Source organism: Vibrio sinaloensis (genome assembly GCF_000808535.1).
In the GTDB taxonomy this organism is placed as follows: Bacteria; Pseudomonadota; Gammaproteobacteria; order Enterobacterales; family Vibrionaceae; genus Vibrio; species Vibrio sinaloensis_D.
In genome coordinates this window covers 93634-105538 of sequence record NZ_JWLV01000045.1, presented here as the reverse complement: position 1 = coordinate 105538, position 11905 = coordinate 93634, and the positions used below count along the sequence as shown (strand labels likewise).

Genomic DNA, 11905 nt, shown 5'->3' with positions numbered 1-11905 from the left:
TGGTAAAATTATTTACCTTTCATCTTGGTGAGTTAAGTTTCATTTTCAATTAAAACAATAACTTAAGTTTTGGCATGCTCGTTGATTAGTAACTCATAACTTTCATAGAAAAAGGAAAAAGTTATGGGTTACGAAATTGATTTTTTGGGTGTCGGTGAAGAGTCGAAGAGCGGTGATGCGATCGCACTTCGCTATGGGAATCTACACGGTTCACGTGACGAGCAAACTGTTGTTGTGATTGATGGTGGCTTTCAAAGCACAGGTTCAAAGGTTATTGATCACATCACCTCTTGTTTCGGTACTTCCCAAGTGGATTTGGTCATTAATACTCACGCTGATCAAGACCATATTAACGGTTTGGAAACCGTCCTCAATGAACTCGAAGTAAAAGAACTTTGGATTCATCAGCCTTGGCTACATAATCAAGGACTTGCTGATAAATTCAAAGATGGACGAGTAACGGACAACAGCTTAGGGGAACGTCTTAAACAAAACCTCGAAAAAGCGTGGTCACTGGTTAAATTGGCTGAATCGAAAGGGGTCACTATACGTGAACCTTTTACTGGTTTAACGGACACTGGCGGTGGTATTAAGGTTCTCGGACCTTCTGTCGAATACTACGAATCCCTCATTCCTGATTTTGATGGCATGCCTGAAAAAGCCAACGCAACAAATGCATTAGAAAGCTTCTTTGAAAAAGCAGCTGCATCTATTCGTCGTTTCTTTGCCACTTGGGGTGAAGACCAGATTGATGATGAAGGGGTAACATCAGCAAAAAACAACTCGAGTGTGATCACCCAATTAGTCGTCGAAGGAAGACGCTCTGTTTTTACTGGGGACGCAGGCATTCAGGCTCTGGAACACGCGGCAGATCAAATAGAACAGTGTACAAGTGGAGCAGACCTTCGGTTTATGCAGATCCCCCATCATGGCAGTAAGCGCAATATTGGGACCACTGTTCTAAATCGTTTAGTTGGTGAGCCTATTAGCCAAGGTGTTTCACGAAACATCACGGCAATTGCTTCTACGGCTAAAAATGGTGAGCCTAAGCACCCACGGAAAGCTGTGATGAATGCTTTCACTCACCGAGGTGTCAAAGCACTAGCGACGCGAGGTTCCGGTATTTGTCACCATTACAATGCGCCTGGCCGTGATGGATGGAATAGTATGAACCCTGAGCCATATCACTTCGATTATGAAGAAGAGGTGGCATAATGATGGGGATCGCGATGAAAGCCAATAATATTGTCCCGCTCTCAGTATTGATGGTAGTTCAGTTTTCAGTGGTATCACTCGTAAATCAAAGTGCTTTTGATATCAGTTATGTCGATATATTAAAAGACACTAGTGGTGCGATGCTAGCTATAGGTGTGATTTCGGGGTGGCTTAGCCACCTCATGTCTCCTGAACTCAAGAGCGTCTTGGTATTTTGGCGATGGAACAATGTGCTACCAGGACATCGCTTTATTCGGTTATCAGAGAGAGATCGACGTATTGACACTGCGCTTCTAAAGACCCGAGTGTCCGAGTTTGAATTGTTGAAGCAAAATAATAGCGAGCAGAATAGTTATTGGTACAAAGAGTTTTATCGTCCATCCAATAAGCAGGACGAAGTGGTTTCAACTCACAGAGCTTATTTGCTGTATCGGGATGCAGCGGCTGTATCTTTTGTCAGTGCCTTTGCGTTGCTGGTCGCGAAGCAATTGTTGGGCGAATATTTTTCAGAAATAAGTTATCAATCTTTGTGGGTGTTTGGGGTAGCGATCGCAAGCTTTTCCATCGCAGCAAGAAATGCAGGGAACAGGCTGGTAACAACCGCTATTGCCGTGAGTTTATAACGTGTTTCATTTGGCAACAAAATTAAAAAGGAATTTATTGTGACAACGACAGTATGCGCAACAACGATTAACAGAAAAGACAAACTTCAAACGCTAATGGCTCAGATGAGTGATGGGTTATTAGAAAGGGAGCATCAAGTACGACTAATGATGCTAGCCGCTCTGTCCGGTGAGCATGTGTTACTCGTTGGGCCCCCAGGAACGGCTAAAAGTGAATTAGCGAAACGCTTGAAGAGTGTGTTTGTTGAGGCGAATTACTTTGAACGATTGGTGACGCGTTTTTCTGTTCCAGAAGAACTGTTTGGGCCGCTATCAATCAAAGCTCTAGAAGAAGATCGTTATAACCGACTCACCAGTGGTTATCTCCCTGAAGCATCAGTGGCTTTTATCGATGAAATCTTCAAAGCAAATAGCGCAATTTTGAATAGCCTTTTAACACTGTTAAATGAACGTCAGTTTGATAATGGAAATCGAAGAGTCAATGTTCCTTTAATCTCTGTTGTCGCAGCAAGCAACGAGTTACCGGAAGGGGAAGAACTGAGCGCTTTATACGATAGATTTATTTTGCGTTCTTATGTGTCGCCTGTGTCCGATGAGTCGTTTGAACAACTATTGACTGGCGCGTTGAAAGACTTTGAACCTGAACTCAATATACGCTTAAAGCTTGATGATCTCGAAGAGGTACAGATTCTGGCAGAAAAGGTGGAATTGACCGTAGCGACCATTGAAGCGTGTAAAGAGTTCAAGAACTATTTGAAGTCGCAAGAGATAGAGATATCTGATCGACGTTGGCGCAAGTTGATGAAGTTAATCAAGGTGTCTGCTTTCACTTCAGGCTTCACTGAAACCAGTATTTACGATACTTGGATTTTGCCTCATTGCTTATGGGAGCAGCCAGAACAATTTGAGGGCCTACAAGAGCTCTACAAGCGATTGGTGACCGTTGATGGGAAACAGCCTCCTATAAATCTGATCAAGTATTTAAGTGCTTTGGAAACTAAGCTACAAGAAGAGAAACAATCAGTTAAGCACAATGATGAAGGACAGTTACTCTACCTTGATCCTGATGGGAAAGAGACAACCCATAAGACCAGTACTAGACAGAAAAAAGACCATCGTGGCAGGCTTCTATTTATAGACCGAAATGGTAATGAAACGACTGATAAAAGTGACCCTTACGGATACAGTCGAAGAGAATATGAACCCGCAAAAGAAAAAATCACGCATAAGCAGATAATTTTAAAAAATGAATTTTCAAAAGCCCACATTGATAGCAGGGTGAACACAGTTTCAGATTTGATTAATAGTATTGAGATGTTTGCCAATAATGTTGAAGGTGAGTTGGAAAAGGTAGAAGCCTACTTTTCGCAAAGTTTATGGTTAGATTTAACTCTTTTACCTTGTGTTATCGAAGCACTTAATGAGTCTAAGGCAAAAGCTGACAAACTTCTAATAAGGGCTAAGAAACTAGCCGATGAGTTTTCTAATTTACCAGTGGAAAAAGCCCTTGCTACTGAAATTGACGAGGTGTCGTTAGAGTCTGATGCAATTGAAGGAGAACTTTTATGACATTTGAACCCTATCAGGTTCAGTCTCCGTTATTGAACTTGGATAGCCAATTTGCATGCCTCGATAATGTGCCGGAGAAATTTCTTCCGGCCGTTATTACAAATACCAATGGTGAGTTAGTAGAGCGATGCAAGTCATTAGTTAACTCCAGAAATGAGCTTCTAACGGGAGAGAATCCTACGAGTATTTCTCCCTTAGCGCCTCAACCACTGACGAATGCGATTTGCAAAGCGGTAGAAGAAACCGGATTAAGTCGGTACTGCGCTGAAAGTGAAGAGATCACAGATGCTCTGCTATCTGACATTCTGACGGCAATAGACGAGCTTCAATCTAAAGCATCTCTTCTTATAACTGACCTGATTAAGAAGTTGGAAGATGAAGCGTTAAGTCAAATCAAGCAAGCTTTAGAGAAGAGAAAGAACCAACGCAAACAAACTAAACCTATTTCTCTTACTAACGCCCAGCAATCAAGAATTGCGGCTACTGCCTCAGAGGAGGTTTGGCAGAAGCTGCTCTCTGAAAAGGATGGTGTTGGTATCTTGCCAGGTGTATGGCAAGAGAGGCTAGCGGTATGGGCTCAATTAGAAGAGGTATTTACTGAACTTGGGCTGATCACAGGTTTGGGCTTTGACTTATCAAAAGGCGTTTTCCAAAGCCATGGCTGGCTTGATATTGTTCGGTTAAACAAGCTTGTTAAAAAACTCCCGAAGTTACAAAACTTGATTCGAGACTTGGGGCGAGATGAGCAAACAGAAGGCTCAGTACTTGAAGAAATCGTAATCAAAATGAGTGTCGCTTCTAGGCGGGAGAGGTTTGTCACGACACCACTTGTTCCAATGGAGACTAAGGGCATTATTAGGTCAGATTCGATCTCCAGAATGTTGCCTCAGGAAGCCTCACTATTAACCAATCCGGTACTCAAAAAACTGTGGCACTCTAAGCGAGCTGAGCATGCTTTACTTTCTTACTCAGTGGAAGGGACAGAGGTTTTGGAAACAGAAGAGCAGCTAGAGCAAGAGTCCGTTAATGAAAAGCAGAGCGATAAAAGCAATAAGAATCGAGGCCCGATGGTGATTTGCTTGGATACTTCAGGCTCCATGAAAGGGTTACCTGAAAACATTGCCAAGGCGACGGTTTTGGAATGCTTGAAAGTGGCCTTCAAAGAAAAACGGCGTTGCTACGTTTATCTCTTTGGAAGTAAGAAGGAGGTTAGCGAACTTGACCTGACGTTAGATACTTCAGGGTTCAATGAATTGCTTAACTTCCTGACGATGTCTTTCAGTGGAGGCACAGATGCGGAAGGACCGCTTAACGAAGCACTGGAAAAGTGTGATTCAGAAGAGTGGTACAAAGCGGATATTTTGCTAGTGAGCGATGGTGAGTTTTCTGTGTCTTCAGGGTTGAGTAGGAAAATTGGTAATCGAAGAGAGAAGCAGGGACTACAAGTTCATGGTATTCAAATCGGGAATACTCACTACACATCAATGAGCAAAATTTGTGACCCAATGCACTACTTTTCAGAGTGGGTTGATTTAAAACGTTAGCCTCTTGCTGGAGGTGTGAACATGCTCTGAGCGTGAGCAGCTATCATGAGTCATTAGCTTATTGAAGTAACTCAACTTTATTGAACCTAGTTATCATGAATTAAGTATAAATATGGTAAATTCCACTTTATGCATATTGTCATGATAACTAGGACAAAGGATGTCAGAAGCAAAAGCCAATTTTGAGTACGCGATCTCCGACGCAGAGCAATTGCTAGAGTGTTACGATCAGTTAAACGGGTGCAACTCCAAATCTCAACCACCAGAGGTACTAAAGCGAGCGACATTAATAATGACTCTAACGGCATGGGAAACCTATATCGAAGATATAGCAGAAGAGCTAGTTGATGCGAAGTATGGAGTAGTAAAGGGTTCTCAACTCGGGAGCATTGTGGAGAATCGACTGAAAGAACATCTAAAGTATTTTCACAACCCTGGTTCAAAAAAGACCAAAGCACTTTTTGCTGAGTTCTTTGGAATTGATGTCACCGAAGCTTGGATTTGGAACAATTTTCAAACCGCCGATGAAGCTAGAGAACAGCTTAACAAATGGTTAAAAAAACGAGGAGAGGCAGTTCACCGCGCTCAAACTGATATAACTGAAGCTCACATCGTTAAGCGTGAAGAACTGGACAAATGTATTAGGTTTTTTCGAGAGTTAGTTACTGTTACCGATAAACGGTTGGCGGAACTGTAAACTTATCTACGGTTTTCCGATTACGAAAATGGGTCGTCAAAGCTTGAGCTACCACACCCAAAATTATCATCGAACAAATTAGAGTCATCGAAGCAACTGCTGGTGGACTCATCGAATATTGATGAGCTGAGTAAGGAATCTGATGAATCTATGCCATAAGGGTTACCTTCAGCGTCTAAGCCACCAATACCGCCAATCATCGGCAGTCCTGATACGGGGTTTATTGTGAAATCATCATCAATTGATGAAGATGCCCCTGGGGATGAAATGTCTAAGCCGTCTGCGCTTAAAACGTTGTATTCGTTTGAGAGCAAGTCTGGATCTTGACTTAATTGTTCATTTAGTACGTTTTTGGTTTCAAAATTATTCGATGTCTGAGCGCGTGATAGCATCACATAACTTGCTACACCTAATACAATGCCCAATGGTATGGCGAGAGAACCAACAATAAACCCAATAAAAGGAAAGAACAGTCCGACCATATATTTCATGCCTTCACTCCACGAGTAATGATTTGTTTAAGCTTAGCAGCGTAGTAACGAGCGCGACTAAATAGCATGCTAATTTTGATGATGCGTAGCAGTAATGAAGATCGAATAGTTCTTTAGTTTATATTTGTGACATCCATGCTGTAAACCTGCGTGACAAGGTGATATCACAGTATGTAAGTTGCTGATCTAATGAGTCACATCAATATCGAATACTACAGGCAGTAAAAGTTAAGTATGAAGATTACCAAATTATCTCTAACCAACTTTCGTTCTTTCAAGCAAACCCAAACGATTGATTTTGCACCTGTCACCTTACTATTTGGTCCGAATAGTGTGGGCAAAAGCACCGTGCTAATGGCTCTGTTCTATTTGCAACAGGTGCTAGAAAAAGGGCAGTGTAATCCGCAACGCCTAGAGGCCATGTCCAACAAGTATGTCGGTGGTTTTAAGAACCTAGTTCATGGTAAGGATCTATCAAATAATATTACCCTTAAAGTGGAATACCAGAAGCCCGAGGTAACGTCGGGACACAGTTATGATGATAGCCTGTTTTTTATCGATGATATCCAAGAGCGAGAAAACAAGCTTCAAGGCAACCTCAAGCGCCAACTATTGTCCATAAGCAGCCCAATTGAGTGGGCAAATACCATTGCTATTGAGCTAGAGATCAAATGGTCGCATGCCGCCAACACTGCATTCGTATGTCGTCAGGCAGTTTGGCTCGATGATGAGTTTATTGCTGAAACTGTCAACCCGGATTATTCGCCTAATGCCCAAGTTCATTTGGTGAACTATTTACATAAGTTGTTGATAACGGACCAGCAAGATGAATGGTTTGAATCATACTGTGCTGACGGTGAGCTGCATCCTTTGTTCGACTCGTCACTTTGCGAAATGACCAAGGGTGATTATGCTGAGACTGAACATTACCAAATTTTTAATGATGCAGGAGCATGCGGTGAGTTTCACGACTTAGTTTTGAACTCAGCAACCTCTGAAGCGGAGTTGACCGAAATTAGCTATCTTGGTCAAAAGCAGCAGCATGCATTGTTTCAATTTAGCTCGCTTGGAGGTGTGTTGCCTAAGTTGGGGCAAAGGTTAACGACGAGCATTGAAGCCGATGATGCCCTTAATACCAAACGCATAGAAGAAGTGTTCAGCGATATATTTGTTGCCAGCTTAGATAATCTACAAGAGCTACTCCAAGACAGCTTAACAATAGGGCCATTGCGCCACATTCCAGATTCAACCTTTGAAGCTGATGCGAGTATTAAGCAGCAAGATTGGTACAACGGCAAAGCCAGCTGGGATATGGTTTTCAACGCCGACCAAAACCTGCTTTCGAAGATCAACTATTGGTTGGCAGGAAAAGAACAGTTGGATCTAGGCTACGCACTAGTTAGAAAAACTGAACAAGGAAAAATAGAATACATTCATGATCCTGATGGCTTTAGTGAAGCCACTAGAGAGTTAATAGAGTCGGGAGGGAAGGACTCGTTACCTAAGCCATATATTTCGAAATTGGAATACAACAAAGACAATATTACGCTTTGGGACCTTCACAACGATATTGAAGTATCAGCCGCGGATGTCGGGGCTGGGGTATCTCAGGTTTTTCCTCTTGTGGTGGCTGCTTCACTGTCCAATAAAGGACTTATCTGTATTGAACAACCAGAGCTACATATTCATCCTAAAGCACAGGTAGGGCTTGGTGATTTATTAACCCAATCTAATGAAAAAAATCAGTTTTTGATAGAAACCCATAGTGAGCACTTAGTACTAAGGTTACTCAGACGAATAAGAGAAACGACCGAAGGAACTTTAGCTAGAGGGCTAAAACCCGTTAAAAAAGAAGATATTTCGATTATCTATCTTGAAACATCTGAATGTGGCGTTGTTTCCCATAGAACGTTGTTGACTGACGATGGTGACCTTGCAACCAATTGGCCTGACGGATTTTTTGATGAAAGGGATGAGGAGCTGTTCTGATGTACAAGGAGATAGCGCTCGATCCTCATTGCCTTTCAGAGTTTCACTATTACGCCTTATTAAAAAGCGCATTTGGATTCGAAAGTGGTCGCTATGTTGTTGCCCCAACTAAGCAATGGGTGAGAGAGGCTTATCAAAGCGTTAAAGCTTCAGGAATTTCTCCCAACAAACAGAAGTCCATAACAAATTTTCTTAATAAGATGCAAAGAGAAAAGGCACTGCCACGGATTATATTGCCCAGAGATCGAGCGAGTTTAACAGCGCAGAGTGGTTATGGTAATTGGATAGAATGGGTTGAAACACAGCATTCAATGAGACAATTCAATGCTGTTGTGACTGAAAAACATGGCGTAGCGCATACCAACTATGAACAAATAATTGAAGGTGATGAAGCGTGGGCAATCCCTCCTACACTCTGGATTGATAAAACTCATCGAGAGATCATGTCTGTGGTTAAACCGTTATTAATGGTAGGTAGGGAGCTTACAATCGCCGACCCTTACTTCAAGTTACCGGGAAATAAATTGCTCAAAGCGATTTTGAAAGAAGCAAAGGTGGGCAGCATAAAAAAAATCACTATTGCTACTTCGATGGAGTGCGGCAACCTCTCTGGCGTATTTGAGCGAGAATATAAACAACTGCTTGGTGGTCAAATAAAGCTCGTTTATGTCCGAGTGCCGAATCAGTTTATTCATGATAGGTACATGCTGACCGACATTGCTGCGATTAAAGCAGGGCAGGGTTTCGCTGTTGCGCCAGAGAAGGGGCTTCAATCAGATCATTTGAGCATTAGCTTATGTGGTTTGGAGGAATATAAAGATACAAGAACTCGTATCGAACAGTATCAACAGCAAAAACCAGAAAGTTGCCAACTTTTGGGTTAAAGAAAGATAATAAAGGCTTAACTAACACATGGAATTGCAGTTTAAAAATGTGTCCGGAAAAGACAACGTTGGGGATTTTACATGGATACATCAATCAGGGCGCCAGGCAGTAATTGCCGATATGGTGTCTGGGTGTGACGTCCATAAAGGTATCGATTTATTAAGTAACTGGCTAGCGGTTAATCAAATGCATGAGCTTTTTGATGCTGGCTATGTGATTGAGCAATTGCATGAGCTTTTTAAAGCAAATGATGTGCAATCAACACTAGGTGTTATAACTCAACGGCAACGTCAATTCGATCTTCATTTAGTAGGGAATCTTCGACTTTTTAAGGTAGAGCAAAACGTAGAACAGATGAAGGAGGTAGGAAACGAGATTCACCCCTTGTCTGTGGTCGGTAGCCCTGCAACACCAATTGTCCTACGTAAAACATTAACCACTGACCATACAACGAAGTTCATTTTGACTAGTGATGGGTTAGACAGCTCTATAATGGACTCTCTAGCGCTCACATCTGATGCATTAAACTGCGGGCAGTTATTTCAAAAGCTCTTACCAGCGGTATGTGATGATGACTGGTCTGCATTAATATTCCCAATGGCTAGTTCGCAGTCTTTTACAGATCATAATTGGCCATATAATCCTTTTGTAGGCCCTCAAGAAGAACGACTTCATGAGCGTAGAGGTTTAGCAGAAATCGCGACGGAGTTATTCAAACAGAAAGCGTTTGATGGGTTTAGAATTGTCTCTTGCCCGCCTATCTTAAGTGAAAACTCATCTCGCTTGTTTGATGGCCTGCTGGTCTATCCGTTCGGTGTGATCCCTCTTGAGTTAAAAGATCATCATGGAGCGATTATTATTGATATGGGAACCAATAAACGAAACAGCTTATTGGTTGATAACGACATGGGACGAAGTTTTCTCTCTAATCCTGCTACAAAATTAAGAGAGGCACTCAAACGCTTTGGCGATTTACCCCAGCTAAAAGCCTTGCCCCCTGAATTGAAGAATACTGGTCTCGTGATCTTTACCTCGCACAATGCAAATGTTGAGTGTTTGTATGACGGTCAATCTATTCCTTCTCCATTTATGAAGGCGGGAGAAGTTCTAGTATCAAAATCAGAACAGTTGAGTGATCTATTGTTCACGTTTTGTCGGTCACGATTTGGCAAAAAGCCAAAAAGAAGGTTAACCGATTCTGAAATTAATCACTTGGTCAAAGACCTAACCACATTTCAGTCGGAAACCGTCCAGGACTTAATAACAGTGGGTGATTACGATGTTGAACTAAAGCCGGTTGACGACGAATCTACCGATTACTTCACGGTTTACAATGCGAGTTTGTTTAAAGAACAGGTTTGGGCAAAGTGCTTCAATTTAGATCACTTGAGTGCTGTACATCGACAAAGTGAGCTAAAGAGCATAGGACGAGAGGCTCTTGTTTTAAAAAGGCTAAGCCGAGTCGACGGTGTACAGCGTTATCAAGATAAAGAGCTCGTTGACGATAGGTTTTTTGTATTCGTAGAGAAAGCGCCTGAGCAAAATCTTGCCAGCTGGCTAGAGAAAAATCCAAGTCGCGAGCAGCGGATTAGGTTACTCATTTCCTTAGCAGAAACTATTCAACAAATTCAGAATATTGGTGAGCCTGAAGTCATCCACCGTGCAATCAATCTGTCTAATGTTCGTATAGATGCAAATGGCAAACCTGTCTTGATTAACTTTGAGCTTTGTCAGCAAGAGATGGTAGCAACTCTGCCTTTAAATGCACGCAGAACATTTGAGCAAAAATACCAAGCTCCTGAAGTGAATGAACCCGGGCAATCGCTAACTTTTGCTGCTGATGTTTTTAGTTTTGGCCTTATTACGTTTTACTCGCTGGCTGGTGAACTCCCATTTGAGCAATCAGCAAAAGAATTGGTGACTAAAGGGCGGCGTCCTGCTTTTTGGAAGCAGCTATGTACGCAACTCGACATACCACAAGGTCACGTAGAGTTCTGGCAACGTATTTTACATATCACTCCCAAATACCGACCAAGCATTAGACAAGTTTTAGAGGTGCTAGAGACATGGAAATGACAACAAACGCATACGTAAAGCAGTACCCTATTGAAAAGACGATATATCAATGTGATGCGACCAAACGCTCTTTCTATCGAGTTAAGCTTCCGCAGCTTGGGTTGTATTATGGCCTGAAAGAAATAGAAGCGTCGGATAGTAGAGCCGTAAAAGAAATCAAAAATGAAATTATTGCTTTAAATCGTCTGCCATTCGGCATTGCAGCTAAATGTCATCAACACTGGCGAGAAGGGAACAAGCATTACTTGTTGATGGATTGGATCGAAGGCACTCCGCTCAATGAATACGTTCCATCAGCTCCCAAGAACCGACGTGAACTAGCTCAAGGCCTGAAAGTGGCTGAGAAGGTCGGATGGAAGCTCGTTGAACTACACCGTTACAATGTAATTCATAGAGATTTAAAGCCCGAAAACGTAATTGTGCACAGTGACAAGAATGGCAATGTAAGGGACGTTAGCCTTATTGACTTTGGTCTATCAAATCAGAAACGCCAACTAGAAGAAGGAACAGCTCACTACCGTTCTCCAGAACAAGAGTTCGTAAGGCATGCTAGCTTAACTCAAGCTTCGGATGTTTTTTCTTTTTCTCAATTGATTCATTATTTGATAATCGGCGCTCCAGTGTTGCTACAACCAAACTTCGAGGGTTCTGATTGGGATGAGTTGGTTTTAGTAGTACCAGATTTCACGCCACTAAAACTTAAAGATACCTTAAGTCAGGGTTTACAGTTTGACTCAAGAAAGCGGACTAAGCAGGTATTTTCAATCGTTAAAGCCTTGCAAGAGGCTTCAAAGAAACTTAATAGCAGAGGATAGA

Annotated in this window: 10 protein-coding genes; 9 read left to right on the top strand and 1 reads right to left on the bottom strand. The window is 42.1% G+C overall.

What is annotated here, in order from left to right; translation table 11 throughout:
• Positions 1-123 precede the first annotated feature (123 nt).
• The 5 genes from RJ47_RS17010 to RJ47_RS16990 all read left to right on the top strand — a co-directional run bounded on the left by RJ47_RS17010 (position 124) and on the right by RJ47_RS16990 (position 5648).
• Positions 124-1215: a ComEC/Rec2 family competence protein gene (locus RJ47_RS17010; RefSeq protein WP_039485552.1), complete on the top strand. Its 1092-nt coding sequence runs from the start codon at positions 124-126 to the stop codon at positions 1213-1215.
• On the top strand, positions 1215-1838 hold the full coding sequence (locus RJ47_RS17005) for a hypothetical protein (protein WP_039485548.1): 624 nt from the start codon (positions 1215-1217) through the stop codon (positions 1836-1838). The genes RJ47_RS17010 and RJ47_RS17005 overlap by 1 nt, the downstream gene beginning before the upstream one ends.
• Before the next feature lie 39 nt (positions 1839-1877).
• Positions 1878-3407, top strand: coding sequence for an AAA family ATPase (locus RJ47_RS17000; protein ID WP_197058151.1), 1530 nt, complete (start codon positions 1878-1880; stop codon positions 3405-3407).
• Complete coding sequence (locus RJ47_RS16995) at positions 3404-4951, top strand: VWA domain-containing protein (protein ID WP_039485547.1); 1548 nt, start codon at positions 3404-3406, stop codon at positions 4949-4951. Before RJ47_RS17000 ends, RJ47_RS16995 begins: the two co-directional genes overlap by 4 nt.
• 160 nt (positions 4952-5111) lie before the next feature.
• Entirely contained in the window at positions 5112-5648 is a 537-nt protein-coding gene (locus RJ47_RS16990) for a HEPN domain-containing protein (protein WP_039485544.1), read from the top strand.
• Positions 5649-5668: 20 nt separating this feature from the next.
• Here RJ47_RS16990 and RJ47_RS16985 read toward each other — a convergent pair whose 3' ends face one another.
• Positions 5669-6139, bottom strand: coding sequence for a hypothetical protein (locus RJ47_RS16985; RefSeq protein ID WP_156143338.1), 471 nt, complete (start codon positions 6137-6139; stop codon positions 5669-5671).
• Between the two features lie 234 nt (positions 6140-6373).
• Between RJ47_RS16985 and RJ47_RS16980 the strand changes: the two genes are divergently transcribed.
• The 4 genes from RJ47_RS16980 to RJ47_RS16965 are packed head-to-tail and all read left to right on the top strand — an operon-like array spanning position 6374 to position 11904.
• Positions 6374-8128: a DUF3696 domain-containing protein gene (locus tag RJ47_RS16980; protein ID WP_039485539.1), complete on the top strand. Its 1755-nt coding sequence runs from the start codon at positions 6374-6376 to the stop codon at positions 8126-8128.
• Positions 8128-9012, top strand: a complete 885-nt coding sequence (locus RJ47_RS16975; RefSeq protein WP_039485536.1) for a hypothetical protein — start codon at positions 8128-8130, stop codon at positions 9010-9012. The genes RJ47_RS16980 and RJ47_RS16975 overlap by 1 nt, the downstream gene beginning before the upstream one ends.
• Before the next feature lie 28 nt (positions 9013-9040).
• Positions 9041-11089 carry a protein kinase family protein gene (locus tag RJ47_RS16970; protein ID WP_039485533.1) on the top strand — a complete coding sequence of 683 codons (2049 nt, stop codon included), beginning with the start codon at positions 9041-9043 and terminating at the stop codon, positions 11087-11089.
• Entirely contained in the window at positions 11080-11904 is an 825-nt protein-coding gene (locus RJ47_RS16965; protein WP_039485531.1) for a serine/threonine protein kinase, read from the top strand. Before RJ47_RS16970 ends, RJ47_RS16965 begins: the two co-directional genes overlap by 10 nt.
• Position 11905: the final 1 nt, after the last annotated feature.

What these genes read in the sequence shown, in the direction of transcription:
- RJ47_RS17010 (WP_039485552.1), top strand. Translation starts at nt 124, where the DNA reads ATGGGTTACGAAATTGATTTTTTGGGTGTCGGTGAAGAGTCGAAGAGC.
- RJ47_RS17005 (WP_039485548.1), top strand. Translation starts at nt 1,215, where the DNA reads ATGATGGGGATCGCGATGAAAGCCAATAATATTGTCCCGCTCTCAGTA.
- RJ47_RS16995 (WP_039485547.1), top strand. Translation starts at nt 3,404, where the DNA reads ATGACATTTGAACCCTATCAGGTTCAGTCTCCGTTATTGAACTTGGAT.
- RJ47_RS16990 (WP_039485544.1), top strand. Translation starts at nt 5,112, where the DNA reads ATGTCAGAAGCAAAAGCCAATTTTGAGTACGCGATCTCCGACGCAGAG.
- RJ47_RS16985 (WP_156143338.1), bottom strand. Translation starts at nt 6,139, where the DNA reads ATGAAATATATGGTCGGACTGTTCTTTCCTTTTATTGGGTTTATTGTT.
- RJ47_RS16980 (WP_039485539.1), top strand. Translation starts at nt 6,374, where the DNA reads ATGAAGATTACCAAATTATCTCTAACCAACTTTCGTTCTTTCAAGCAA.
- RJ47_RS16975 (WP_039485536.1), top strand. Translation starts at nt 8,128, where the DNA reads ATGTACAAGGAGATAGCGCTCGATCCTCATTGCCTTTCAGAGTTTCAC.
- RJ47_RS16970 (WP_039485533.1), top strand. Translation starts at nt 9,041, where the DNA reads ATGGAATTGCAGTTTAAAAATGTGTCCGGAAAAGACAACGTTGGGGAT.
- RJ47_RS16965 (WP_039485531.1), top strand. Translation starts at nt 11,080, where the DNA reads ATGGAAATGACAACAAACGCATACGTAAAGCAGTACCCTATTGAAAAG.